General features: G+C 59.2%; 22 protein-coding genes. 7 read left to right on the forward strand and 15 right to left on the reverse strand.

What is annotated here, in order from left to right:
* The first annotated feature begins 223 nt into the window (after positions 1–223).
* Positions 224–496: a hypothetical protein gene (locus CFU_RS24685; RefSeq protein WP_148264900.1), complete on the forward strand. Its 273-nt coding sequence runs from the start codon at positions 224–226 to the stop codon at positions 494–496.
* Positions 497–1,235: 739 nt separating this feature from the next.
* Here the strand turns inward: CFU_RS24685 and ylqF are convergent.
* Together ylqF and CFU_RS19455 are read right to left on the reverse strand one after the other, a co-directional pair.
* Positions 1,236–2,174: a ribosome biogenesis GTPase YlqF gene (gene ylqF / locus CFU_RS19450; protein ID WP_081466523.1), complete on the reverse strand. Its 939-nt coding sequence runs from the start codon at positions 2,172–2,174 to the stop codon at positions 1,236–1,238.
* Positions 2,175–2,326: 152 nt separating this feature from the next.
* Positions 2,327–3,265, reverse strand: a complete 939-nt coding sequence (locus CFU_RS19455; protein ID WP_041742474.1) for a histone deacetylase family protein — start codon at positions 3,263–3,265, stop codon at positions 2,327–2,329.
* A gap of 312 nt (positions 3,266–3,577) precedes the next feature.
* On the opposite strand from CFU_RS19455, the gene CFU_RS19460 reads away from it, so the two are divergent.
* The 4 genes from CFU_RS19460 to mltB are packed head-to-tail and all read left to right on the forward strand — an operon-like array spanning position 3,578 to position 8,748.
* Positions 3,578–4,498 (forward strand): AAA family ATPase, encoded by a 921-nt coding sequence (locus CFU_RS19460; RefSeq protein WP_014007709.1) that lies wholly within the window; start codon positions 3,578–3,580, stop codon positions 4,496–4,498.
* 19 nt (positions 4,499–4,517) lie between these two features.
* Positions 4,518–5,525 carry a DUF58 domain-containing protein gene (locus tag CFU_RS19465; RefSeq protein WP_014007710.1) on the forward strand — a complete coding sequence of 336 codons (1,008 nt, stop codon included), beginning with the start codon at positions 4,518–4,520 and terminating at the stop codon, positions 5,523–5,525.
* Entirely contained in the window at positions 5,522–7,633 is a 2,112-nt protein-coding gene (locus CFU_RS19470; protein ID WP_014007711.1) for a transglutaminaseTgpA domain-containing protein, read from the forward strand. Before CFU_RS19465 ends, CFU_RS19470 begins: the two co-directional genes overlap by 4 nt.
* Positions 7,624–8,748: a lytic murein transglycosylase B gene (mltB, locus tag CFU_RS19475; protein ID WP_014007712.1), complete on the forward strand. Its 1,125-nt coding sequence runs from the start codon at positions 7,624–7,626 to the stop codon at positions 8,746–8,748. The genes CFU_RS19470 and mltB overlap by 10 nt, the downstream gene beginning before the upstream one ends.
* A gap of 28 nt (positions 8,749–8,776) precedes the next feature.
* Here the strand turns inward: mltB and CFU_RS19480 are convergent, their stop codons facing one another.
* A complete protein-coding gene (locus CFU_RS19480) occupies positions 8,777–9,313 on the reverse strand; it encodes a YaeQ family protein (RefSeq protein ID WP_041742477.1) in 537 nt (178 codons plus the stop codon).
* A gap of 187 nt (positions 9,314–9,500) precedes the next feature.
* Between CFU_RS19480 and CFU_RS19485 the strand changes: the two genes are divergently transcribed.
* The gene (locus tag CFU_RS19485) at positions 9,501–10,103 is read left to right on the forward strand and encodes a DUF1415 domain-containing protein (RefSeq protein WP_041742478.1); all 603 of its coding nucleotides are present in this window, start codon (positions 9,501–9,503) and stop codon (positions 10,101–10,103) included.
* 386 nt (positions 10,104–10,489) lie between these two features.
* Positions 10,490–10,825, forward strand: coding sequence for a hypothetical protein (locus tag CFU_RS19490; protein ID WP_041742479.1), 336 nt, complete (start codon positions 10,490–10,492; stop codon positions 10,823–10,825).
* Positions 10,826–10,864: 39 nt separating this feature from the next.
* Here CFU_RS19490 and cysM read toward each other — a convergent pair whose 3' ends face one another.
* From cysM to CFU_RS19550, 12 genes are all read right to left on the reverse strand, one after another.
* Complete coding sequence (cysM, locus tag CFU_RS19495; protein WP_041742480.1) at positions 10,865–11,767, reverse strand: cysteine synthase CysM; 903 nt, start codon at positions 11,765–11,767, stop codon at positions 10,865–10,867.
* 206 nt (positions 11,768–11,973) lie between these two features.
* Positions 11,974–12,297, reverse strand: coding sequence for a ComEA family DNA-binding protein (locus tag CFU_RS19500; protein WP_014007718.1), 324 nt, complete (start codon positions 12,295–12,297; stop codon positions 11,974–11,976).
* A gap of 121 nt (positions 12,298–12,418) precedes the next feature.
* Positions 12,419–13,360 carry a D-glycero-beta-D-manno-heptose-7-phosphate kinase gene (gene rfaE1 / locus CFU_RS19505; RefSeq protein WP_050808666.1) on the reverse strand — a complete coding sequence of 314 codons (942 nt, stop codon included), beginning with the start codon at positions 13,358–13,360 and terminating at the stop codon, positions 12,419–12,421.
* Between the two features lie 4 nt (positions 13,361–13,364).
* Entirely contained in the window at positions 13,365–14,747 is a 1,383-nt protein-coding gene (locus CFU_RS19510) for a UDP-glucose dehydrogenase family protein (RefSeq protein ID WP_014007720.1), read from the reverse strand.
* 49 nt (positions 14,748–14,796) lie between these two features.
* Positions 14,797–15,972, reverse strand: coding sequence for a lipopolysaccharide assembly protein LapB (lapB, locus tag CFU_RS19515; RefSeq protein ID WP_014007721.1), 1,176 nt, complete (start codon positions 15,970–15,972; stop codon positions 14,797–14,799).
* 98 nt (positions 15,973–16,070) lie between these two features.
* Entirely contained in the window at positions 16,071–16,385 is a 315-nt protein-coding gene (locus CFU_RS19520) for a LapA family protein (protein WP_041742482.1), read from the reverse strand.
* 209 nt (positions 16,386–16,594) lie between these two features.
* A complete protein-coding gene (locus CFU_RS19525; RefSeq protein WP_014007723.1) occupies positions 16,595–16,900 on the reverse strand; it encodes an integration host factor subunit beta in 306 nt (101 codons plus the stop codon).
* 29 nt (positions 16,901–16,929) lie between these two features.
* Complete coding sequence (gene rpsA, locus CFU_RS19530; protein WP_014007724.1) at positions 16,930–18,651, reverse strand: 30S ribosomal protein S1; 1,722 nt, start codon at positions 18,649–18,651, stop codon at positions 16,930–16,932.
* Between the two features lie 171 nt (positions 18,652–18,822).
* The gene (cmk, locus tag CFU_RS19535; protein ID WP_014007725.1) at positions 18,823–19,521 is read right to left on the reverse strand and encodes a (d)CMP kinase; all 699 of its coding nucleotides are present in this window, start codon (positions 19,519–19,521) and stop codon (positions 18,823–18,825) included.
* Between the two features lie 56 nt (positions 19,522–19,577).
* Positions 19,578–23,093, reverse strand: coding sequence for a DEAD/DEAH box helicase (locus tag CFU_RS19540; protein ID WP_014007726.1), 3,516 nt, complete (start codon positions 23,091–23,093; stop codon positions 19,578–19,580).
* A 15-nt stretch (positions 23,094–23,108) separates the two neighbouring features.
* The gene (aroA, locus tag CFU_RS19545) at positions 23,109–24,449 is read right to left on the reverse strand and encodes a 3-phosphoshikimate 1-carboxyvinyltransferase (protein ID WP_041742483.1); all 1,341 of its coding nucleotides are present in this window, start codon (positions 24,447–24,449) and stop codon (positions 23,109–23,111) included.
* Positions 24,449–25,348, reverse strand: coding sequence for a prephenate dehydrogenase (locus CFU_RS19550; RefSeq protein WP_014007728.1), 900 nt, complete (start codon positions 25,346–25,348; stop codon positions 24,449–24,451). The genes aroA and CFU_RS19550 overlap by 1 nt, the downstream gene beginning before the upstream one ends.
* Between the last annotated feature and the right edge of the window lie 6 nt (positions 25,349–25,354).

Consider the following 25,354-nt stretch of genomic DNA (forward strand, 5'->3'; position numbering starts at 1 on the left):
GCTGTAGCTGGTTCTGCCGGCCAGCTTCATCCGCCTGAGCGACCGGCGAAACCTGCTACCCGGGAGCCCTGCACTATCGACCATGGTTCTAACTAATATCATCTGATGCAATTTACTCATCTTTTCACCTTGAAAATCTGACGTTCTATGACCTAAAAGAACTCGGCTTCATCGCATCAAAGACAGCAGGTTCAAGTGACTTGGATACTTGCCTCGACCTCGATTGAAAAATCTGGAGCTCAGACATTTTGCTGGACAGGCGGAATCCAGCCCCGCAACTCTCTTATTTAAAATTAACAATATTGGATTTTATTTAACATTCTTTGATGTTTTAAGTTCTTCTTGCCCACCGTTTGATCGCATAGAAAACAGTCAACCCAAACTCGCATCCGGCCAGCCCCGTCGAGGCTCCTGGCAGAAAAATGAAGGTATTGGAATTTGCGTAATACCGATTTATGTCAAGACGAGCAACACTTCATCCGTTGCTGCAAAATGAACATCATTAAATGTCCAAATTCATAATTTATTGCAGGTGCCAAATGTTAATTTCAATTAACATTTATGTCATCAAAATAAGTTCCCCAAAGTCGCCAATAAACAACGAATAAATTTGTATATGACGATGGATTTTTCGGGGAAAAACTTAATTTTCTTTAGTTATCCTTCCTATTTTTTCCAAAAATATTCTGTAAGTGCTTATAAAGACTGGATTTTATTAGATATACGAATCTGAAATGTCCATAGTCATAAATTTCCAAAAACACAAAAATAATAAATGTAAATAATTTGTTGCCACAGAATAAAAACATGTTATACAGAAATAAAGTAACGCAATGTTTCTGCTTGGAAATGATAAATAGTGTTTCCTGATATTAATAAATTGCAGTATGGGGAATTATCCGGTTGGAGATTAAAAGCACGCTCCAACGCAGCAGTTTTCCATCTACAGGAAATGCTATTTTATCTGGCAATAATTGCAACTTTATATCCAGGAACGAGAAGAAGCGCTGAGGGTTGACCCACCATATGACGCAGCTGAAATGGCGAGACTACGTTAAGCGCAGGATTGATTAAAGATTTTTTATTGCGCCACTGTAAGATGCCGCTTCGTCAATGGAAATGTAAAGTCGGCTAATGGTAGGCGCGTGATTACGCCATGACCACGCAGCCGGCCAAGGCAATAAAAAACCCGCAACAACATGGTCATTGCGGGTTCATTGCAGAGTTGAAGCAGGCTATCGGCTGTCGTCCTGCCGATCGTTTTCCGCCTCGGCCTCGGCCTCGGCTTCAGCCTGGCGCCGTGCGATTTCTTCCTGGTGGCGCGCCAGCAAGGCGGCCCGCGTTTGCGGCGTTTCCAGGCTGATGCGGCCTAGCGCGCCGGTACGATAATCCTGCAGCAAGGTATGTGCCGCCTTCTCCAGGTCAAGATCGCCGCCCTTCAGGCGGAAACCGCGCCGCACCGCCACGCCTTCGATCACGCTGACGCCGTCGATGCCGTCTGTCTTGATGCCGTAACGCGCAGCCAGCAAGGGCGCGTAGCGAATCAGCAGCTCGTCGGCCAGGAACGTGGCGACCTCTTCTTCGATCAGGGCGTTGGTGCCTATGGCGTGGCTGGCGGCAAGCATCAGGCCGTCGCTCGGATGGGCGATCTTCGGCCACAGCATGCCGGGCGTATCGATCAGCACCATATTGTTGCCCAGGTACAGGCGCTGCTGCACCTTGGTCACGGCCGGCTCATCGCCTACCGCCGCCACACGGCGTTTGAGCAAGGCGTTCATCAATGTCGATTTGCCGACGTTGGGAATGCCCATGATCATCATGCGCAAGGGCTTCAGCGGCGTGCCGCGGTGCGGCGCCAGGGTCAGGCACAAACCCGGGATCTTGGCTACATCGGAAGGCTTCTTGCAGCTCAGCGCTACCGCATGCACGTTTTTCTGGCTGTTGTAATAGGCAATCCAGGCCTGCGTGACGGCCGGATCGGCCAGGTCGCTCTTGTTCAGGATTTTCAGGCAGGGGCGCTGGCGAAACACGCGCAGCTGCTCGATCATGGGATTGCAGCTGGCCTGCGGCAAACGGCCGTCGAGCACTTCGATCACGAGATCGACCTTCTCCATGGCTTCCGCCGCCTTCTTGCGGGCGGCGTTCATGTGGCCGGGGAACCATTGTATGGACATGCGTTGTCTTGTCTGGCTAAAATAAACCGCTATTGTACGGACTTATTCCGGTTCCACCTCAATCCCGAGGCCGCACATTGCCTGGCGCAGGGCGCTAAACCTCGCGCGGCCCGGTGCTTTCGGCGCTTTTCCATGGCCCTGCGGCAATACGATTACTCGAGTTCGGCCAGTACTTTCAAATGCGCCACGGCGCTGCGGCCCAGCGCCGACAGGTTGTAGCCGCCCTCCAGGCAGCTGACGATGCGGCCCTCGGCATGCTCGGCAGCGACTTCCATGATTTGCCTGGTCAGCCAGGTATAGTCGGCCTCGACCAGGCCCATCTGCGCCATATCGTCCTCCCGGTGCGCGTCGAAACCGGCTGAGACAAAGATCATCTGCGGCCGGTGCGCATTGAGCGCCGGCAGCCATTGCTCGGTCGCCAACTTCCGCACTATGCTGCCGTCGCTATAGGCCGGCACCGGGATGTTGACTGCATTGTCGCCTTCCGGCTCGGTGCCGCAATGGGGATAAAACGGGTGCTGAAAAAAGCTGGCCATCAGCACGCGCGGATCGCGCGCAAAGATCTCTTCGGTGCCGTTGCCGTGATGGACGTCGAAATCGATGATCGCCACCCGCTCCAGGCCATGCGCTTCCAGTGCGTGGAGGGCGGCCAGCGCAATGTTATTGAACAGGCAAAAACCCATAGAGTTGTACGAGGTAGCGTGGTGTCCTGGCGGCCGCACCGCACAGAACGCGTTGCTGACCTCGCCCGCCATGACGGCGTCGGTCGCGGCCAGGGCCGCGCCGGCAGCGCGCAGCGCTGCTTGCCAGCTATGTCCATTGACTGAGGTATCGGGATCCAGCGGATAGAGGCCAGCCTTGCCGGCCAAGGCCAGGCTGTGCTCGCGCACCAGGGCAATCATTGCTGCGCTGTGCGCGCGGACCAGATCGACTTCCTGCGCCAAGGGCGGACTGCGGTAATCCAGCAACTGGTCGATGCGGCTGGCGATCAGCTGGTCTTCGATCGCCTGCAGCCTGGCCGGCGATTCCGGATGGCCGGGGCCCATGTCGTGCAGCTTGCAATCGGGATGCGTATAGAAAGCAGTAGTCACTTGATCTCGCAGTCTTGCTGAAAAGGGAACGGCAACGCTATTAGTGTACCCAAGAACCGCGTAGGGTGGGCACAACGTACCCACGCGTTATCGCGATATCCGGAGTACGGGCTAATCCGACACCAAAGTGGATTCACGCGTGGGCATATGTGCTCCCTACCAAACTCCCAAATTGAAGATCAACAGGCCCCAGGCTCCAGATCGTATGAAAAAACCGTAAAATTTCCACAAAGGAACTAGGTGAATCGCGGGGAAGTTTGTATGATTCTCTCTCCGATTCCCTCTCCCATAACGGCCTCATCAGACAAACCCATGTTCGCAAAAATCCACGCAGTTGCACAGCAAGTCGGTCAGATCGTCGTCGGCAAGGATCATCAGGTCCGCCAGGCATTGGTATGTTTGCTGGCCGGCGGCCATCTCCTGATCGAGGATGTGCCCGGGGTCGGCAAGACCACCCTGGCGCACGCGCTGGCGATTTCCTTGGGGCTGCGCTTCAACCGGCTGCAGTTCACCAGCGACCTGCTGCCGGCGGACGTGGTGGGAATTTCGGTGTTCGATCGCGAGAAGAGCAGCTTTGTATTTCACCCGGGGCCGATATTCACCCAGGTGTTGCTGGCCGACGAAATCAACCGCGCTACGCCCAAGACTCAGTCGGCGCTGCTGGAAGCGATGGAAGAACGCCAGGTCACCGCGGAAGGCGTGACGCGCGACCTGCCGGAACCGTTTTTTGTCATCGCAACCCAGAATCCGGCGCACCAGGTCGGCACTTTCGCGTTGCCCGAATCGCAGCTGGACCGTTTCCTGATGTGCCTGTCGCTGGGTTATCCCGATGCCGCCGCCGAACGCGCACTGCTGATGGGAGAGGACCGCCGCGTCTTGCTGAAATCGATTGCGCCGGTGATGCAGGCGGCGGAACTGATCGAAGCCCGGCAGGCATTGAAGCAGATCCATACCTCGCCCTCCCTGATCGACTACATACAGGCGCTGGCCCACGCTTCGCGCCAGAATGGCCTGTTCGCGGAGGGCATGAGTCCGCGCGCCGCCATCGCGCTGCTGCAGGCGGCACGCGCCTGGGCCGCCATGGAAGGCCGCAACCACGTCATTCCCGAGGACGTGCAGGCGGTGCTGGTGCCAGTGACGGCGCATCGCCTGCGTCCGCTCAAGGCGCATGCCGGCAGCACCCTGGGCGCGCGCGACCTGGTATTGCAGCTGATGAAGTCGGTCGCGGTTTAACGCGGCGGCCAGGGCCTCCATGCTGACCTCTCTCCGCAAGCGCTTCCGCGACTGGCTCGACCGCTCCTTGTTCCAGCTGCAGGACGGCAAGGGCGAAGCCGGAGAAGTGCTGCTGACCCAGCGGCGCGTGTTCATCGTTCCGAGCCGCCCCGGGCTGGCGTTTGCCGTCATGCTGGTGGTGCTGTTCTTATGCTCGGTCAACTACAACCTGAGCCTCGGTTTTGGCCTGACTTTCCTGCTGGCGGCCTGCGCTGTCATCGATATGCACCTGACGTTCCGCAACCTGGCTTATCTGTACCTGACGCCGGGCAAGGCGGCGGCTGTATTTGCCGGCGAGGACGCGCTGTTCGAACTGCACCTGACCAATCGCCGCAAGCACGCCCGTTATGCGATCCTGCTCGGCTTCATCGGCCGCGGCCTGCCCGCCATAGAACGGGCGATGGATGTCCCGGCCCACAGCACCAGCCACCTGACGCTGGCGCTGACCACCACCCACCGCGGCTGGCAGGCCGCTCCCAGGATACGCTTGCGCACCCGCTTCCCGCTCGGCTTGCTGCGCGCCTGGAGTTACTGGCAGCCTGACAGCCGGGCGCTGGTCTACCCGCAGCCGGAAGCCTCGGCATCGACGCCGCCGCTGCCGTTGGCGCCGATCGAAAGGAGCGACGGCAACGGCGCCGCCGGCCACCAGGATTTTGCCGGCGTGCGCACCTACCAGAGCGGCGATTCGCTCAAGCACCTGGCCTGGCGCCAGATCGCCCGGCTCGACACCGATGTCGACGCCAGGCTGATCACCAAGCAGTTCGAAGGCGGCGCGGTCAGCGACCTGGCGATCGATTTTGCAGCCCTGCCTTATGACATGGCGCTGGAGGACAAACTGTCGCGCATGACGCGCTGGATACTGGAAGCGGAAGCACGCCAGCTGCCCTATGCCTTCCGCCTCGGCGACAGCGTGTATGCGGCAGCGCTGGGGCCGGCCCACCAGCGCGCCTGCCTGCGGGCGCTGGCGCTTTACCAGGTCGAGCCATGAACACCAGGTCCATGCAACAACTCAAGGCAGAGCTTGAGGACAAACCCTTGTTCCGCATCTCGAGCACATACATGCAATCCCTGCCGCGCGACAAGAGCGACACCCTGTTGCTGCTCGCCGCCTGCGCCATGGTGCTGCTGCCGCATTTCCTGCACCTGACCTGGTGGAACTCGCTGATCTGCGGCGGGCTGCTGCTGTGGCGCGCCTGGATCACCTTGCGCGGCCAGCGCCTGCCGCCGCTGTGGCTGCTGTTGCCGCTGGCCGCGCTGACCATGGCCGGAATCTATATGGATTACCGCACCTTGTTCGGACGCGACGCCGGCGTTGCCATGCTGGCGCTGCTGCTGACCTTCAAGCTGCTGGAAATGCGCGCGCGGCGCGATTTGTTCGTGGTGCTGCTGCTGAGTTTCTTTTTGCTGCTCACCACTTTCTTCTATTCCCAAAGCATGTTGTCCCTGTTGTGGATGATGGCAACCCTGGTGCTGCTGCTGACCGCGCAGCAATCCTTCCAATACACCGGCATAGTGCCGCCGCTCAAACGGCGGCTGCGCCTGGGCGCGACGATACTGGCCATGGCGCTGCCGCTGACGCTGATCCTGTTCCTGCTGTTTCCGCGCATCCAGGGACCGTTGTGGGGCTTGCCCGGCGATGCCCACGGCGGGCGCTCGGGCTTATCGGACAACATGACGCCTGGGAATATCGGACAACTGGCTTTATCCGACGATATTGCATTCCGCGTCAAATTCTCCGATGCGCCGCCGGCTCCGGCCAAGCGCTACTGGCGCGCCGTGGTGCTGAACGATTTCGACGGCCGCACCTGGACCGAGGGACGCGCCGGTCGCGGTGCAATCGAAAACGAGGCTCGCATCCAGCCGGTGGCCGCGCCGGATCCGGCGACTGTGGTACACCAGCAAATCACGATGGAAGCCAATGGTCAGCGCTGGCTGTTCGCGCTGGAGACGCCGCAACTGGCGCCGACCCTGGACGGCATCCCGGTACGGCTGACGGCAGACCACCAGCTCCGCGCAGTACGGCCGATTACCGAGCGTGTCCGCTACGACGTGGTATCGAACCTGAAACCCGCGGCGGCAGAACAGATCACCAGCAGCGGCATGCAGCAGGCGCTGGCATTGCCGGCCAATTTCAATCCGCGCGCTCTGGAATTTGCCGCCAGCCTGCGGGAAAAATGGCCGAGCAACGCAGCCCTGGTGAATGCAGTACTGAATTTCTTCCGCCATGAAAAATTCAGCTATACGCTGGAACCGCCGCTGCTGGGCAGGGATAGTGTCGACGATTTCCTGTTTTCCAGCCGCGCCGGTTTTTGCGAACACTACGCCAGCTCATTTGTAGTGCTGATGCGTGCGGCAGGCATTCCGGCGCGCGTGGTAACCGGTTACCAGGGCGGTGAAATCAATCCGGTCGACGACATGATGACGGTGCGCCAGTCCGATGCCCATGCCTGGGCTGAAGTCTGGCTGCCGCCGCACGGCTGGGTCCGGGTCGACCCTACGGCGGCGGTGGCGCCGGACAGGATCGAAACCCAGCTCGGCAACGTGCTGCCGCGTTCCTTCTTCGGCAACCTGTTGGGCGGACCCGCCGGCAAGGCCAACTGGTGGTCCGGCCTGAACGACTCGGTGGCGCTGCTGCGCGCCAACTGGGAAGCGCTCAGCAACGGCTGGAACCAATGGGTCCTGAATTACACGCCGGCGCGGCAAATGGGCTTGATGCGCTGGCTCGGGCTGGATGAACTGGACTGGCGCAGCCTCGGCATCGTGCTGCTGGCGATAGGCACGGTGGCGGCCGGCAGCGTCACCCTGCCCTTGCTGCTGGCGCGAAACAAGAGCAACCCGCTCGATACGGTATACTCCTCGCTGTGCGCGCAGATGGCGCGGCGCGGCATGGCGCGCAACAAGCATGAAGGACCGGCCACTTACGGCCGCCGCTTATGCGCCAGCGGCTCGCCGCTGCCGCCCTCTGTCAAAATGGCGGTCAAGCGCTTCATGGCCTTGTACGAGGCCCTGCAATATGGCGCCGACTACGGCCCGCACAACAAACCGCCGGCGCCCTTGATGGCGCAATTAAAATTACTGCTTTCTCAATGTCGATGAAATCAACTCCAGGTCTCCTTACCGCCGCCCAGCTTTGTGCTCTTGCCCTGGCGATCGCCGTCAGCCCCAATCTGCTGGCCCAGCAAAACAATCCCGGTAAAACGGCGTCGGCAAAAATCCGCAAAGCCAGCAGCACTGCCGACGATGGCGAATTCGCCAACTTCGCCGACTGGAAAGAGGTCTCTTCCTTCATCGACCAGATGGTCGAAAAAAACGGCTTCGACCGAAATGAACTGGTCGCCATGTTTAACAAGGTGCGTTACGTCGACACCGCGATCCAGCTGATGAAGCCGGCTCCAGCCAGCAAACCCAAGAACTGGGCAGCTTACCGTGCCCGCTTTGTCGAGCCGGTGCGGATCCAGGCCGGCGTCGATTTCTGGAATACCTATGCTGACGCCCTTGGCCGGGCCGAGGCGCAATACGGCGTGCCGGCTGAAATCATCGTTGGCATCATCGGCGTGGAAACCGTGTACGGCCGCAATGTCGGCAGCTTCAGAGTGATGGACGCCATCACCACGCTGGCGTTCGATTATCCGAATACGCCCACGCGCGAAGCGCGCATGACTTTTTTCCGCAGCGAGCTGGAAAGCACCCTGCTGTACGCCAGGGAGTCGGGCATCGATCCATTTACCTTGCTGGGTTCATACGCCGGCGCCATAGGCTGGCCGCAGTTCATGCCGAGCAGCATCCGCCAGTACGGCGTCGATTTTGACGGCAAAGGGAAAATCGACTTACGCAATTCACCGGTCGATGCGATCGGCAGCGTGGCCCATTACCTGGCCGAGCACGGCTGGAAAACCGGCCTGCCGATCGTGTTCCCGGCCACCTTGTCGACCGACACCAGCGCCGAAAACCGCTGGCAGGCATTTATCGGGCAAGGCCTGGAAGCCAGATTTCCGCTGGATGAATTGATTGCGGCCGGCGTGGTGCCTGGCGTGGTGCCGCCGAACGACATACGGTACGGCCTGATTGACTTGCAGAACGGCCAGAATCCGGCCGAATACTGGCTCGGCACCGATAATTTCTTCGCCATCACGCAATACAACCGCAGTTTCTTCTATGCGATGTCGGTGGTCGACCTGGGACGTGCGGTGCGGGTGGCGCGCACGCAATAATCGATGCAACAGCCGACGCAACCACCGATCAGGAATTGCTGACGCTGAACTCGACCTCGACGGTCTGGCCGTTGGCGCTCAGCCAGATCTGCGCATCCTGGATAGTGCATTGCAATTGCATGTTGCGCTGGGCGAAGCCGGTCAGTGCTTCGCTGCTGGCGGCGGCGATATTGATGACGGTCAGGTTGCGTGCACGCGCCACCCTGCTGCTGATCTGGTTCCACCAGATGTGGCTGGTGCTGCTGTAGCTGTAGACCACCACTTGCGCGGCCCGGCCGCAGGCTTTGAGAATGCGTTTTTCGTCAGGCTGGCCGACTTCGATCCAGAGATCGATGGCGCCGGTCAGGTCCTTGGCCCACAGATCGGGTTCCTCGGCGTCCGACAAGCCTTTGCCGAATACCAGCGCAGCCGATGCATGACGCGCGAACGCCAGCAGGCGCACCATCATGCGCTCGTCGGTTTCCGAGGGGTGGCGGGCCAGCGTCAGCGCGTGCTCCTGGTAATAATGACGGTCCATATCCGCAATTTGCAGATCGGCCTTGAAAATAGTTGCTTTAAGGGCCATAACGCCTATTGTTATATATAGTTGAATCAAACCCGGTGTGTCGCAATCACGGGATCGGAAGAATAACCCGATTTGCGCTGCCTGGAGTACATATATGCGCGCCGGGCGTAGCGGCAGCGATGCTTGATGCAGCCAGATACACCCTTATATTCGTTTTAACTGTTTGCAGATAAATGCTATCCATCTTATGAAAACTGTTTCACCAACCGCTGCTTCGACCAATGCAACGCCATTCTCCGGCGAAGTAATCGCTCACACAAAATTATGGCTGGAGCGCGCCGTGATCGGACTTAACCTCTGTCCGTTTGCCAAGGCGGTGTTTATCAAGGACCAGATCCGTTACGTCGTCAGCGCCGCGCAGTCGCCCGAAGAACTGCTGGCGGACCTGATGACCGAGCTGGAATTCCTGCAGCAGGCAGATCCGGAGGCGATCGACACCACTTTGCTGATACATCCCGATGCGCTGCGTGACTTCCTCGACTACAACGATTTCCTTGATGTCGCCGATGCCGCGGTCGATGAGCTCGGGCTGGATGGTGAAATCCAGGTCGCCAGCTTTCATCCCGAATATCAGTTCGCCGGCAGCGACATAGACGACATCAGCAACTACACCAATCGTGCGCCGTACCCGACTTTGCATCTGTTACGCGAAATCAGCGTCGAGCGCGCGGTTGACGCATTCCCCGATGCTGCCGAGATATTCGATAAAAACATGCGGACCCTGGAACAACTGGGATTAGATGGCTGGCGGAAGCTACTTGGGGAGGGAGGGGAACAAAAACAGTCTTAATTATTATTTTGGCAATAATAACATGTTGTAAAAATGGTATTCCTTGCGATTTTTACGGAAAGTTACTAAATAGTAATAGACATCGTAATAAGAAAATTTTAAATTGAGCTTGTGCAACTTATTTGTATATTTGGTCACTAAACAAAGGTAGGTTGTTTGTTACCAATGTAATGTACAACATGCTGTGCAATGTTCTTAGCGGTATCAGCTGTTCCATGAAGAAAAGATCGGGAGTTTCTTTATGATAAATATGTGCTCAAAATCAGTATAAAATACGGCGAGTTGTACTTTCGCCAATAAAACTGGGAGGTGCACTTGGTAATAGTTCGCTACATATTGCACAAACACTTCCCATATATCAACTAGGATAACGGAATCAATTGATTATGACTAACACTACGCCAGACGCACCAATCAGCAACAAGCTCGATGAACAGGTGACTTATGATCCAAACCACCTGCTCGATTCTTTAATCGACAAGTTGCATTTGAAGAATGATGCTGCACTGTCGCGCTCACTCGAAGTGGCGCCGCCGGTCATCAGCAAGATCCGCCATCGCCGCTTGCCGGTCGGCGCTTCGCTGCTGATCCGCATGCACGAAGTGAGCGACCTGACGATTCGTGAACTGCGCGCCTTGATGGGCGATCGCCGGGAGAAATTCCGTATCAGCGACAAGCAGTTCAAGCCAAAGAGCAAGATCGAAGCCGAAAAACTGAAGTAATCAGCATGCCGGCATTATCCCTGTCTGGAGCTTAACGCTTCAGGCAGGGAACACGCCAGTAGACAGATAGCGGTCGCCGCGATCGCAGACGACGAATACAATCGTCGCGTTTTCTACTTGCTGTGAAATTCGCAACGCCACCTCGCAAGCCCCAGCTGCGGATATTCCGCAGAAAATCCCCTCTTCACTCGCCAGCCTGCGCGCCATGTGCTCAGACGCCGCCTGGCTGACCGACTCCGTCTGGTCTACCCTGGAATGATCGAATATCTTGGGCAGATAAGCTTCCGGCCACTTCCTGATGCCAGGAATCTGCGAACCTTCTTCAGGCTGGGCGCCGATGATGCGGATCGCCGGATTCTGTTCTTTCAGGTAGGTGGAAACGCCCATGATGGTGCCGGTGGTGCCCATCGCGCTGACAAAATGGGTAATGCGTCCTTCGGTGTCGCGCCAGATTTCCGGGCCGGTGGTTTCGTAGTGCGCCAGCGGATTATCCGGATTGGCGAACTGGTCGAGGATCAGGCCTTCGCCATCCTTCTGCATTTTTTCCGCCAGGTCGCGTGCATATTCCATGCCGCCGGTCTTTGGCGTCAGGATGATCTTGGCGCCGTATGCCGCCATGCTCTGGCGCCGCTCTTCGCTCAGGTTTTCCGGCATCAGCAGCACCATCTTGTAGCCGCGCATGGCGGCCACCATCGCCAGCGCAATCCCGGTGTTGCCGCTGGTTGCCTCGATCAGGGTATCGCCTGGCTTGATCTGGCCGCGCGCTTCGGCGTGCTTGATCATCGACAATGCCGGCCGGTCTTTCACTGAGCCTGCAGGATTGTTGCCTTCCATCTTCCCCAGGATGATGTTGTTACGCTGCTCGGCGTCGCTGCCGGGGATACGTTTGAGTTGTACCAGGGGGGTATTGCCGATGGTGTCTTCGATAGTCAGATAAGGCATAGTGTGATCAGGCGTCTTGTGCAAAGAGCCCATTTTAATATGAGACTTTGTTATGCGTATGAAAGCCTGACAAACCAACCTAGGGTGAGCACCTGTGCCCACGCATGACCGCGATAACCGGGGTATGGAGTCAAATCGGTAATCAAATAGGCTTGTACGTGGTGTGAATGCACGCGTGGGCACCAGAGGTGCCCACCCTACAACCCCTACTTGCCCTTGGCAGCCGGCTTGGCGGCGGTCTTGGGGGCCGCTGCAGCCTCTCCGGTCTTCGGCTTGCCGTTCACCAGCAAACCGGCCTGCGACAGCTTGAGCGACTTTTTCTCGCCAATGCCCGATACGCGGCTCTCGAAATCGGCCCAGTCCTTGAAGTTGCCGCCCTTGCTGCGCTCGTCGAGTATACGTTGCGCAGTGGAGGAACCGATGCCCTTGATGCCGTCCAAGGCAGCCAGGTCGCCCTTGTTGACGTCAACCTGGGCAAAACTGGCGGTGGCCGTCAGCATGCACAATACCAGCAGTATTTTTTTCAGCATTTCGTCTTTCTCCCATGAGTGTGTGGATGACTGAAAAGATCAATCAGACGCGAAAACGTCCAATTGATTATAATCAGCGGCCCATGGAAAATTGACATTTAGACCACAAACAAGACTTCGCTTATCCGAGTAGTTCGTCACGGCTGACGGTGGCCGTGCCGAGTTTGCCAACCACGATGCCGCCGGCCCGGTTCGCCAGGGCGACCGCATCGGCAATCGGCAATCCTGCGCCCAGCATCAACGCTAGCGTAGCGATCACGGTGTCGCCGGCGCCGGAGACATCGAACACCTCGCGCGCCATGGCCGGGAAATGACGGATTTCCTGGTCCGTGTATAAGCTCATGCCTTCTTCCGAGCGGGTCAGCAGCAAGGCTTCGAGCTGCAGCGATTCACGCAGCTTTTGCGCCTTCAGCGTCAATTCCTCCTCAGTCTTCCAGCTGCCGACGATGTGCTTCATTTCCGACTTGTTCGGCGTCAGCACGGTGGCTCCGGCATAGCGCGAGAAATCGTCGCCCTTGGGATCGACCAGGATGCATTTGCCGGCCAGGCGGGCGGCGGCGATCATTTCCGCGACGTTGACCAGGCTGCCCTTGGCGTAATCGGACAGCACCACCACTTGGTATTGCGGCAGCAGGGTATTGAAGCGGGTCAGCTTGTCGCGCAGCACGGCGTCGGTCGGCGCTTCTTCAAAATCGATGCGCAGCAGCTGCTGCTGGCGGCCGATCACGCGCAGCTTGATGATGGTCGAAATGGTGGCATCGCGGGTCAGGAAGCTGTTGACGCCCATTTCCTGCAGCATGCCGTCGACGGTGTCGCCGGCTTCGTCCTGCCCCACTACGCCCAGCAGTCCGGAACTGCCGCCCAGCGTGGCGATATTGCGCGCCACGTTGGCGGCGCCGCCCAGGCGTTCTTCGCGCTTTTCAACGCGCACGACAGGCACCGGCGCTTCCGGTGAAATGCGGCTGACTTCGCCAAACCAGTAACGGTCCAGCATGACATCGCCGACCACCAGGATCTGCACGTTTTTAAAGGAAGCAGGCAATTTGTAGGCTGATGTACTCATGTTCTTATCCGCGCGCCAGCACCGAACGGCCGATGCCGTAATATTCAAAACCCAGCTCGCCCATTACCGCGGGTTCATACAGGTTACGGCCGTCGAAGACGATAGGCGTCTTGAGCAGGGTCTTCACCTGGTCGAAATCAGGACTGCGGAAGGTTTTCCACTCCGTCACGATCACCAGGGCGTCGGCGTTTTGCAGGGCGTCTGTCTGGTTGTCGCAAAACCGGATGCGCTCGAAGGCGCCGGGACTCGCGGCAAGATCCAGCGCCAGCACCCGCTTGGCCTCGGCCATCGCCACCGGGTCATGCACCGCCACCGTGGCGCCGCGCGCGATCAGTTCGCCCAGCAGCACCCGCGACGAAGCTTCGCGCATGTCGTCGGTATTCGGCTTGAACGCCAGGCCCCACAGCGCAAAATGCTTGCCGCTCAAATCGGCGCCGAAACGCTCGCCTATCTTTTGTCCCAGCACATGCTTCTGGTTGTTGTTGACCTGCTCCACCGCGCGCAGGATATGCAGTTCCTGGCCGTAGGCACGCGCCGTGCGTTCCAGCGCCTGTACATCCTTGGGGAAACAGGAGCCGCCGTAGCCGCAGCCGGCATACAGGAAACTGTAGCCGATGCGCGGATCGGAACCGATGCCGTGGCGCACGGCTTCGATGTCGGCGCCGACCTTGTCGGCCAAGTTGGCCAGTTCGTTCATGAACGAGATGCGGGTCGCCAGCATCGCATTCGCTGCGTATTTGGTGAATTCGGCGGAACGCACATCCATCCAGAAAGTACGTTCGTGGTTGCGGTTGAAAGGCAGGTACAGCTGCTTCATCAGCGCTTGCGCCTGCTGGCCCGAAGCGCTTTCGTCGCAGCCGATGACGATGCGGTCGGGGCGCATGAAATCTTCGACTGCCGCGCCCTCTTTCAGGAACTCCGGATTGGAGACGACGGAAAACTGCAATGCCGCGCCGGCCAGCTTGCGCGCGCCCAGTTCTTCCTGGATCGCGACGCTAACCTTGTCAGCAGTCCCGACCGGCACAGTCGATTTGTCGACGATGACCTTGAAGCCGGTCATATGTTTGCCGATGTTGCGCGCGGCCGCCAGGACGTACTGCAGGTCGGCCGAACCATCTTCGTCCGGCGGCGTGCCCACCGCAATGAACTGCACCTGGCCATGGGCCACGCTGGCGGCGATATCGGTAGAGAAATGCAGGCGTCCGGCAGCGCGGTTGCGGCTGACGATTTCCGCCAGGCCCGGTTCGTGGATCGGGATGCCGCCGCTGTTGAGTAGCGCGATCTTGTTCTGATCCAGGTCGAGGCAGAAGACATCGTTGCCCAGTTCGGCCAGGCATGCGCCTGTGACCAAACCGACATAACCGGTACCGATAATAGTAATTTTCATGTTGTTCCGTGAATGCGCTGCCCGATATGGCGTAGCGGGCCGGCGGGTTTTAATTCATTACGTTCAGTTCTTCCGTGCGGCGCGGCGGGTAGGTTTCCCAGCGGCTGCAGCCCGGGCACTGCCAATAGAACTGGCGCGCCTTGAAACCGCAGTGGCTGCACTGGTAGCGCGCCAGCTTCTGCGTATAGCCATGCACCAGGTTCTTGACTACCGACAGTTCGGTATGCATTTCCGGGGTTATTTTCATCAGACGCGCTTCCAGCAGCTTGTCCAGCCCGAGCAGGGTCGGCGTACGGCGCAGCTCATCGCTCACCAGCTGGTTGGTGGCTTCCACGCCGTCCAGCTCCAGCACCGCCTTGAACACCACTTCCAGCAAATCGATGGAAGATGCCTCGGCCAGGTAGGAGCGCAGCAGGCTGACGCCTTCATGCGGCCGGCCGACGGCGCGGTAGCCATCCATCAGGCGCTGCGCCACCAGCGCCACGTGCGGCACGCTTTGCTGCTCGACCCGGCGCCAGACATGCAGGGCCGCCTCGACGTCGCCCTGCGCCAGATACACATCGCCCAGCAGCATGGTGGCGCGTACGCTGTTGCGGTCGTTGCTCAGTGCTTTTTCCAGCAGGGACATGGCGGCTTCGGGACGGCCATCCACCAGCTCATCCTGCGCCAGTTCGCAATAAAACTGCGCGATTTCCTTTTGCCGGCCGCCGGCGCCCGATTGCTGCAAGGTCTGGGCCGCTTCGATCGCCCGCAGCCATTCTTTTTCGCGCTGGTAGATCTCCAGCAAGGCGCGTCCCGCTTGCGCGCCGTACTGGCTGCCGGCAAGCAGGTTGAAGCTCTCTTCGGCGCGATCCAGCAAACCGGCTTTCAGGTAATCCTGCCCGAGCTCGTATTGGGCATGCAGGCGATGTTCCTGCGCCAGGTCGGGACGCGCCAGCAGATTCTGGTGGACCCGGATCGCGCGCTCGGTTTCGCCGCGGCGGCGGAACAGGTTGCCCAGGGCGAAATGCAGTTCTGCGGTTTCCGGATCGAGCTTGACGATTTCGATGAAGGCGTCGATGGCTTTGTCCGGCTGCTCGTTAAGCAGGAAATTCAAACCCTTGAAATAACCGCGGGGCAAGCTGCGTGATTCGGATATCAGCTGATTGATATCGACCCGCGCGGCAATCCAGCCTAATCCAAAAAAGACCGGGATACCGAGTAACCACCAAATTTCAAATTCCATACGGGCTGTTGTGCTTTATGCGTGACCTGAACGTCAGGTGTGGAGATGCCGACAAGCTGCCGCCGTAGCATAAGGCGGCAAGTTGATACCTAGCGGCATTATATATTCTTGATGCTGTCCGGTTGCGGTGCTTGTGACTCTGCCAGACGCTGCGCCTCTTGCTCTTTTTGCATCGAGCTCAGGGCTTTTTTGGTTTTTGTAGCATTGCGGCGGTGACGGAATACCGACGGCGCCATCGCCAGCACGCCAAGGATCGCGCCGAAGACAAAGAACCCCAGCAAAAACAGCACCAGCGGCCCCTGGATGGTCGTGCCTGGGAAGAACTGCAGGTCGACATTGCCCTTGTTCTGCAAGGCGAAGCCGAAAAATACAACAAACAGCAAGATCGAAAGAATTCGGGAAATGATTTTCATGATGCCTTTCCGTGTGATTGGATAATGGTGTAGCTGAATTTGCCGACGATTGGCGCTACCATTGTCATTTTTGCAAATCCCCACCAAATACACAAACAATATAACTTTAAATGATGCGAAATTATAGGGCTGTCCCATGTAAAAAAAACGGCATCCGAAGATGCCGTTTCTATTTTGCTCGTACAAGCTGCTTGTACAAAACTGATGACTCAGTCTTCCCGGATCGGTTGCCCGACCATGGCATCAACGCGCTCACGCAATTCCTTGCCTGGCTTGAAATGCGGCACCCGTTTTTCGGGCACCATCACCTTGTCGCCGGACTTGGGATTGCGCCCGATCCGCGGTGGCCGCCGATTCAGCGCAAAACTGCCGAATCCACGAATCTCGATACGCTGGCCGGTCGACAAAGCATCGGCCATTGCATCGAGTATGGTTTTCACCGCGTAATCCGCATCCTTGGCTACCAGTTGCGGATAACGTTCGGCCAAGCGGGCAATCAGCTCCGACTTTGTCATTAGCTTGACTCGCTTACTTTAAGTATTGCTTAGTTCTTGCTGTTATCGAGCTTGGCCTTCAACAGAGCGCCCAGGCTGGTTGTGCCGGAAGCTGCATTGGAGTCCGAAGCCGAGGACAGCTTTTGCATTGCTTCTTGCGTTTCAACATTGTCTTTCGCCTTGATCGACAGCTGGATGCTGCGAGCCTTGCGATCGATGTTGATGACCATGGTTTCGACTGTGTCGCCGACCTTCAGGTGCGTACCGGCATCTTCCACGCGATCGCGGGAGATTTCGGAAGCGCGCAGGTAGCCTTCGACTTCATCCGACAACTGGATCACTGCGCCCTTAGGCTCGACCGACTTGACGGTACCGGAAACCAGTGCGCCCTTGTCGTTCATTGCAGCGAAGTTGTTGAATGGATCGCCTTCCAGCTGCTTGACGCCCAGGGAAACGCGCTCGCGCTCAACGTCGATTGCCAGCACGATGGCTTCCAGCTCGTCACCCTTCTTGAAGCGGCGAACGGCTTCTTCGCCGGTTTCAGTCCAGGACAGATCCGACAGATGCACCAGACCGTCGATGTTGCCGGCCAGGCCGATGAACACGCCGAAGTCGGTGATCGATTTGATCGCGCCCTTGACCTTGTCGCCCTTTTTATGGGTAACAGCGAAGTCGTCCCAAGGATTAGCCTTGCACTGCTTCATGCCCAGGCTGATACGGCGGCGGTCTTCGTCGATTTCCAGAACCATGACTTCAACTTCGTCGCCCAGTTGGACAACCTTGTTTGGCGCCACGTTCTTGTTGGTCCAATCCATTTCGGAAACGTGGACCAGGCCTTCGATACCTTGTTCGACTTCGACGAATGCGCCGTAGTCGGTGAGGTTGGTGACTTTACCGAACAGGCGGGTGCTTTGCGGGTAACGACGGGACAGACCGGTCCAAGGATCGTCGCCCAGTTGCTTGACGCCCAGGGAAACGCGATTCTTTTCTTGATCGTACTTCAGAACCTTGGCAGTGATCTCTTGACCGACCGTCAGCACTTCCGAAGGATGACGCACACGACGCCATGCCAGGTCGGTGATGTGCAGCAGGCCGTCGATGCCGCCCAGGTCCACGAACGCGCCGTAGTCGGTGATGTTCTTGACGACGCCGGTGACGATGGTGCCTTCTTTCAGGGTTTCCATCAGCTTCTGGCGCTCTTCGCCCATCGAAGCTTCGATAACCGCACGGCGCGACAACACGACGTTGTTGCGCTTGCGATCGAGCTTGATGACCTTGAATTCCATGGTCTTGCCTTCGAACGGCGTAGTGTCCTTGACCGGACGGGTGTCGACCAGCGAACCCGGCAGGAAGGCACGGATGCCGTTGGTCAGGACAGTCAGGCCGCCCTTGACCTTGCCATTGACAGTACCGGTAACGATCTCGCCGGACTCCATCGCTTTTTCCAGCGAGAGCCACGATGCCAGACGCTTGGCCTTGTCGCGCGACAGGATGGTGTCGCCGAAACCGTTTTCCAGCGATTCGATTGCGACGGAGATGAAATCGCCGACAGCTACTTCGAGTTCGCCGTTGTCATTTTTAAATTCTTCGATTGGAATGAAGGCTTCCGACTTGAGGCCTGCGTTGACGATAACGAAGTTATGGTCAAGGCGCACGACTTCAGCAGAAATCACTTCACCAGAACGCATGTCTTGACGTGACAGCGATTCTTCAAACAGCGCGGCGAAAGCGTCAGCGCCGGCAGATGCAGGGGACAGAACAGTGATGGACATAGTTTTGACTAGTTGGCCAGTATTGCCGCGCAAGGTACTTACTAGTATGCGGTCAATAAAGGGTTAGGTTTTTCAACGTCCGGACAGACTTTGCGTCAGGCCGGACACCAAGGTGCTGCAAAAAAACAACGTATTAACTCATGTTTGAGACTAAAACACCTCTCACACTACTCATTCAGACTGCGCATGCAGTGCCTTGGCAGCGGCATACCATTCGAGCACTTGTGCCACCGCCTGATCGGCAGTCATTGCAGAAGTATCCAGCAGATACGCCCCTTCCGCGGCCTTCAACGGCGCCGAGCTGCGGTTGCTATCGCGCGCATCACGCTCCGTCAAATCCTTTGAGAGGTCTTCCATATTAGCAGAAAAACCCTTGTCAATCAATTGCTTATAGCGCCGCAAAGCCCTCGCTTCGACACTGGCGGTCAAAAACACTTTCAGGCCGGCGTGCGGAAAAATCACGGTGCCCATGTCACGGCCGTCGGCCACCAGCCCGGGATGTTGCCGAAAACTCAACTGCAAGCCGTATAAAGCCTGCCGCACCGTTGGTATGGCGGCAATTTTCGAGGCCAGGTTGCCGACTGCTTCGGCCCGGATATCGTTCGACACATCCTCGTTCGCCAGGAAAATGTGGGCGCCGCTGAAATGGCAATGCAAATGCTCGGCCGCCTTGGCCAGAGCGTGCTCATCGTCGAGCGGGATGGGGTTCCCATTAGCGCGCCGCATCACCGATAAGGCCGTCAGGCGATACAAGGCGCCCGAATCGAGGTAATGGAATCCCAGGTGCTGCGCCACCCGCTGCGCCACCGTGCCTTTGCCGGATGCCGTTGGGCCATCGATGGTGATGACGGGAATGGGTGGATTAGACATAGGGATACTCGACAGTGATGGATTGATAAAAATTATTGTCAGAAAGAATTTTTCCGTTATTCGCCCAAAGGCGCAGCCAAGGGTGCAAAGATTGCCTGCAAGTCGTCTTGCGTCAATCCGATGTTCTGGGTCTCGCCTTCAGGGGATAGCATGGCTTGTGCCAGGCCGGCTTTCTTCTGCTGCAGCAGCTGGATGCTTTCCTCTACCGTGCCCTTGGCGATCAGCTTGTACACGAATACCGGCTTGTCCTGGCCGATGCGCCAGGCGCGATCGGTAGCCTGGCTTTCCGCCGCCGGATTCCACCACGGATCGTAATGGATCACGGTATCGGCCGCGGTCAGGTTGAGGCCGACGCCGCCGGCCTTGAGGCTGATCAGGAACACCGGCACTTCGCCGTCCTGGAAGCTGCGCACCGCCTCCGCCCGGTCCAGCGTAGCGCCGGTCAGCATGGCATAGCCGATGTCGCGCTGGCGCAGTTCGGCGGCAATCAGGGCCAGCATACTGGTAAATTGCGAAAACACCAGGATACGCCGGTCTTCCTGGCGCAGCTCGTCGACCATTTCCAGCAGCTCCAGCAGCTTGGCTGACGGTATTTCGTCCGCCTCTTTCCCTGCTTCCGCCTGTGTTTCTGGCAGGTCGGTCTTGAGCAGACGCGGATCGCAGCACGCCTGGCGCAATTTCAGCAAGGCTTCGAGGATCACGATATGGCTGCGGGCGACGCCTTTCTTGGCGACTTCTTCACGCACCTTCTTGTCCATCACCAGCCGCACGTTTTCGTACAGGTCACGTTGCGCGCCGCTCAGCGTCACCGAACGCAGCATCTCGGTTTTCGGCGGCAGCTCCTTGGCTACCTTGTCCTTGGTCCGGCGCAGCAGGAAAGGCTTGATGCGACGAACCAGCAAGGCGCGCCGGGTGGCGTCGCTATGTTTCTCGATCGGCTGCCGGAAATCGCGGTTGAAGGTTTTTTCGTCGCCCAGCAAACCCGGCAGCAGGAAATGGAATTGCGCCCACAGTTCGCCCAGGTGGTTTTCCACCGGCGTGCCGGTCAGGCAGAGGCGATGACGGGCGTTCAGCAAGGCCGCGCTCTGCGCCACTTTGGAGCGGGGATTCTTGATGTAATGCGCCTCGTCCAGGATCAGCAAATGGAATGCATGCCGGCGCCAGTGTTCTTCGTCGCGCGGCAGCAAGGCATAGGTGGTCAGGACCAGGTCGAACTGGCCGACCTGATCGAACTGCTCCAGCCGCTGTTTCCCCTGCAGCACCAGCACCCGCAGCTCGGGCGCAAAACGCAGCGCTTCCTGCTGCCAGTTGTCCATCAGGCTGGTAGGCGCAATCACCAGCGCCGGCGCGGTCAGGCGGCCGCTCTGTTTTTCGACCAGGATGTGGGCCAGGGTCTGCACCGTCTTGCCCAGCCCCATGTCGTCGGCCAGGATGCCGGCCAGGTCGTATTCGCGCAGGAACTGCATCCACGCCAGGCCTTCCAGCTGGTAATCGCGCAAGGTCGCCTGCAGGCCGGCCGGCGCCGCGATTTTCTTGACGCCGCCGAAGGTATGCAGTTTTTGTCCCATGCTGCGCAGGCGGTCGCCGCCTACCCAGCGCAGCTTGGCGCCGGCCTCCAGTTCCGCCAGGCGGGCGGCGTCGAGCGCCGACAGGCGCACCGGGCCATCCGATTTTTCGGCGAAATACAGTTCGCCCAAGGTATTCAGGATAGGTTTGATCCTGCCCCACGGCATGGCGACATGGATGCCGTCGGATAAACGCACCAGCAGTTCGTCCTGGTCGTCGCGCAGCGCCATGGTGCGCGGATCGAAATCCTGGGGCGCGTGGCGGATCAGGTCGACCAACAAGGGCAGCAAAGGAACCCGCTGGTGATTGACGACGATGCCCAGTTCCAGATCGAAGGAAGCGTTGCCCGGCTGGCCTTCCGCTTCGTCGATCTCGGCGTACCAGTCGTCCACCGCAACCACATCGAAACGGTATTCCGCCCGCTTGTCGATCAGCCATCCCTGGCTCGCCAGCTGCGGCAAACCCTCTTTCGCGAACCGCAGCCAGGACGACTGGTCCGGCTGCATGAACATGCCGGGCATCATCGCCAGCGGGTGTTGCGTATCTTGAAGCGGTAGCATGCCAAGCGCCAGCAACGCCTGGGTAAACACATTCTCGGCATCCTGGTCGCGCACGATCTGTTCGATGCCGGCCGGCGTATTGCGGCTCAGCGTCGGCGTGAACTGGGTCGAGGCGATTTCACCGTCGTAGCGGAAATGCAGCTCGGCGAAATCCTGCATCAGCGGATTGCTGACGCTGGGCAGACTCCCCAGCACCAGCAAAGGCTGCGGCCGGATATCCTTGCGGATCGTCTGCGGCACTTGCGGCGGGAACGGGATCACGTCGTTCAAGCCCTGGGCCAGCAGCTGCTGGGCGACGGCCAGGCGGTCGTCAGGGTCCAGCAGCGGCGCCTGTATCACCAGGTCGTTGAGCGCCTTGCTAGAAATCCTGGCGTCGCGCTGCGGCAGCACCAACTCGCCGCACGACAGGTTGTCGACATACCAGGGCGGCTCGGTCGGCAGCAGGTAATCGACATGTTTGCCGACCTTCTGACCCTCGCGGCTCGATCTTCCCTCGGTTCCCGGCTCCGCTTCGAATTGCCAGCCCAGCTGCCACATGTCGCGCACCACGTCGCGGCTGTCCTCCACTGTTTCGTACCAGGCCAGGCTAGCCCGGCGCGTGGCGGCCAGCTGCAAAGGATAGGCGGTGCCCTTGGCCAGGTCCGCCAGGGAATTGGCCCATAACAGGCGCTGTTGCTGCAACAAGGCCTGCAGCAGCTGCGCACCGAGCTTGCCGCTCAATTCGCAAGCCGCGTGCTGCGCATGGTTGCCGTCGTTCTGGGCGACGAACAGGCCGATCAGGTCGCGGTCTTCCGGACGCAGGAATACGGCGGGATCGGACAGCAGGCGCGGCACGTCGGTCACTGGCTGAGCCGACAGCGATTGGCCGTTCGGGCGCTGCTGCGCCTTGCATAAATGCAGCACGGCTTTCTTGCCGTTATAGGCGGCAGACAATACAAACAGCACTTGGTGGGTGGCGGCTTTCTGGCGCAAACCGGATGGCTGCGCCGGCGCCGATCCGGCCGCGGAAACTTCGCCTTCCACCCGTGTCAGCCAGGCTTCCATGGTCCGCGCCAGCGCTTGCACCGGCGCCGGGCTGGCTTTGGGCCCGGCGGCCGGCTTTATCGGATTTATCATCGGCGCCGCCGGCTGCGCCAGCTTGGCGGCAGGGATCGGCAGCTGGTCCGTGGACGGACGCTGCAGGTATTCAATCAGAGCCGCCGCCACATGCTTGCAATTGGAGCCGACCGGACAGGAGCAGACGCTGTCGATATCCGGCGCATCGCGGAATACGGAGAGCGTGATTTCCTGCTGGTAGACGTTGCTCCCGCTGCCCTGGACCGTGGCGTTGAGGACGTCGCCGTCCTGCTCCACCGCAAGCACACGGCGCTGGCGCACGTATTCCTGGCCGCGGTCATAAGTTGCCTGGTGCAACACATCGCGCACATCGGCAAGTGTCAGGTTCATGCGCGGCCCGTCGCTTTACAATAAAGTCTGCTCGGCGATTTGCGCGAACACGGTGAAATAGTCAGGAAAGGTCTTGGCGACGCATTGCGGATCGTTGATGCGTACCACAGTCCCCCGCAACGCAGCGCCATCCAGCGAAGCCAGCGAAAAACACATCGCCATGCGATGGTCGTCATAGGTATCGATCGCCGCGGCCTGCAGTTGCGCCGGCGGCGTCACGCGCAGGTAATCGCTGCCCTCTTCAATCGTCGCGCCCAGTTTGCGCAGCTCGGTCGCCATGGCGCTGAGGCGGTCGGTTTCCTTGACGCGCCAGCTGGCGATATTGCGCAAGGTGCTGGGGCCATCGGCGTACAAGGCAGCCACCGCAATCGTCATCGCGGCATCGGGAATATGGTTGAAATCGGCGTCGATGGCTTTCAGCACGCCGTTCGACGACGCTTCGATCCAGTTGTCGCCCATGGTGATGGTAGCGCCCATCTGCTGCAAGGCTTCGACAAACCGGACATCGCCCTGGATGCTGTTGTTGCCGACTCCCTCCACCCGCAACGGACCGCCGGTGATCGCGCCGGCCGCCAGGAAATACGACGCGGAAGAAGCGTCGCCTTCGACGTGGATGGTGTCCGGGCTCCGGTACTGCTGGCCGGCCGGGATGGTAAACGACTGCCAGCCGTCGCGCTCGACGCTGACGCCGAAACGCTGCATCAGGTTCAGGGTGATTTCGATATAAGGCTTGGAAATCAGCTCGCCGACTACCTCTATGGTTACCGCCTCATGCTTCGCCATCAGCGGCGCCGCCATCAGCAAGGCCGTCAGGAACTGGCTGGAGACATTGCCCCGCACTTGCATGCGCTGAGTATGCAGCTGGCCGCGCTGGATATGCAGCGGCGGGTAGCCGGCAACGCCGGTGTAGGCGATGCGGGTGCCGACGGCATTCAAGGCGTCGACCAGGTCGCCGATCGGCCGCTCGTGCATGCGCGCCACGCCGTGCAGGGTATAGTCGCCGCCCATCGCAGCCAAGGCCGCGGTCAGCGGACGGATCGCGGTGCCGGCATTGCCCATGAACAGGTCAGCCTGGTGCACCGGGAAGCTGCCGTCGCTGCCATGCACGGTATACGTCTGCGTGCCTTCCGCCTGTTCCCAGGCCACGCCCAGTTGCTTGAGCGCCATCAGCATGACCAGCGTATCGTCGGACGCCAGCAGGTCATGGATCCGGGTGGTGCCGTTAGCCAAGGCCGCCAGCAGCAAAGTGCGGTTGGAAATGCTCTTGGAACCGGGCAGGCGGACCGTACCTTGCACCCGTGTTACCGGATGCAGGTCTAGGTATTTTGGATAGTGCAGCTTGCGTTGCGTAGTCATTAGTCACCGCCTTCTTTGTTCTGTTGTTCCGCCGCCTCGATGGCGCTGATCCAGCTGTGCCTTGCTTGCTGCGCATTGCTGTAGACAGCTTCCAGCGCCGGGCCGTCGCCGGCCGCCAGCAAGCCGCGCAAGCGGGTCAGCTGCAGCAGGTAGGCATCTAGCTCGCCCAGCAAGGCTGCCTGGTTTGCCAGTGAAATATCGCGCCACATTTCCGGCGACGAGCCGGCGATGCGGGTGAAATCGCGAAAGCCGCTGGCTGCGTACTGGAACAGCGACGCCGCATGCGGCTTGTTGGCGATATCGTCCACCAGCGCATACGCCAGCACATGCGGCAAATGGCTGACCGCGGCAAACACGGCGTCGTGCTGCTGCGGCGACAGGCGATGGATCAAGGCGCCGCACTGCTGCCAAGCGGCGGCAACCCGGGCGATATCCTGCTCGCCATTTTCCGGCAGCGGCGCCAGCACTACCTTCTTGCCGACATACAGCTCGGCCAGCGCCGCTTCGGGACCATTCTGTTCACGGCCGGCGATCGGATGTCCCGGTACAAACTGGGCAATCTTGCCGCCCAGCGTTGCGCGCGCCGCCAGCACCACATCGGATTTTGTGCTGCCGGCGTCGGTAACGATAGTGCCGGCTTGCAGATGCGGCGCGATGCTGGCCAGGATAGCGCCAGTCTGCGCCACCGGCGCTGCGATCAGGATCAGCTCGGCGCCGGCGACGGCATCGGCCACCGAACCGGCGATGGCGTCGATGATTCCCAGTTCCTGCGCGCGCTGCAAGGTCTCAAGCTGACGACCTACCCCGACCACCTGCTCCACCGCCCCGGCTTTTTTCAAAGCCAGGGCAAATGAACCACCGATCAGCCCCACGCCAAATATTGCGATTTTCTTGAACACGAATGA

This window comes from Collimonas fungivorans Ter331 (assembly GCF_000221045.1).
GTDB classification, from domain to species: domain Bacteria; phylum Pseudomonadota; class Gammaproteobacteria; order Burkholderiales; family Burkholderiaceae_D; genus Collimonas; species Collimonas fungivorans_A.

Bases quoted from the DNA above. Each gene is read 5' to 3' on its own strand.
- ylqF (WP_081466523.1), bottom strand. From the start codon at position 2,174: ATGTCCATACAATGGTTCCCCGGCCACATGAACGCCGCCCGCAAGAAG.
- CFU_RS19460 (WP_014007709.1), top strand. From the start codon at position 3,578: ATGTTCGCAAAAATCCACGCAGTTGCACAGCAAGTCGGTCAGATCGTC.
- CFU_RS19465 (WP_014007710.1), top strand. From the start codon at position 4,518: ATGCTGACCTCTCTCCGCAAGCGCTTCCGCGACTGGCTCGACCGCTCC.
- CFU_RS19470 (WP_014007711.1), top strand. From the start codon at position 5,522: ATGAACACCAGGTCCATGCAACAACTCAAGGCAGAGCTTGAGGACAAA.
- mltB (WP_014007712.1), top strand. From the start codon at position 7,624: ATGTCGATGAAATCAACTCCAGGTCTCCTTACCGCCGCCCAGCTTTGT.
- CFU_RS19480 (WP_041742477.1), bottom strand. From the start codon at position 9,313: ATGGCCCTTAAAGCAACTATTTTCAAGGCCGATCTGCAAATTGCGGAT.
- CFU_RS19485 (WP_041742478.1), top strand. From the start codon at position 9,501: ATGAAAACTGTTTCACCAACCGCTGCTTCGACCAATGCAACGCCATTC.
- CFU_RS19490 (WP_041742479.1), top strand. From the start codon at position 10,490: ATGACTAACACTACGCCAGACGCACCAATCAGCAACAAGCTCGATGAA.
- cysM (WP_041742480.1), bottom strand. From the start codon at position 11,767: ATGCCTTATCTGACTATCGAAGACACCATCGGCAATACCCCCCTGGTA.
- CFU_RS19500 (WP_014007718.1), bottom strand. From the start codon at position 12,297: ATGCTGAAAAAAATACTGCTGGTATTGTGCATGCTGACGGCCACCGCC.
- rfaE1 (WP_050808666.1), bottom strand. From the start codon at position 13,360: ATGAGTACATCAGCCTACAAATTGCCTGCTTCCTTTAAAAACGTGCAG.
- CFU_RS19510 (WP_014007720.1), bottom strand. From the start codon at position 14,747: ATGAAAATTACTATTATCGGTACCGGTTATGTCGGTTTGGTCACAGGC.
- lapB (WP_014007721.1), bottom strand. From the start codon at position 15,972: ATGGAATTTGAAATTTGGTGGTTACTCGGTATCCCGGTCTTTTTTGGA.
- CFU_RS19520 (WP_041742482.1), bottom strand. From the start codon at position 16,385: ATGAAAATCATTTCCCGAATTCTTTCGATCTTGCTGTTTGTTGTATTT.
- CFU_RS19525 (WP_014007723.1), bottom strand. From the start codon at position 16,900: ATGACAAAGTCGGAGCTGATTGCCCGCTTGGCCGAACGTTATCCGCAA.
- rpsA (WP_014007724.1), bottom strand. From the start codon at position 18,651: ATGTCCATCACTGTTCTGTCCCCTGCATCTGCCGGCGCTGACGCTTTC.
- cmk (WP_014007725.1), bottom strand. From the start codon at position 19,521: ATGTCTAATCCACCCATTCCCGTCATCACCATCGATGGCCCAACGGCA.
- CFU_RS19540 (WP_014007726.1), bottom strand. From the start codon at position 23,093: ATGAACCTGACACTTGCCGATGTGCGCGATGTGTTGCACCAGGCAACT.
- aroA (WP_041742483.1), bottom strand. From the start codon at position 24,449: ATGACTACGCAACGCAAGCTGCACTATCCAAAATACCTAGACCTGCAT.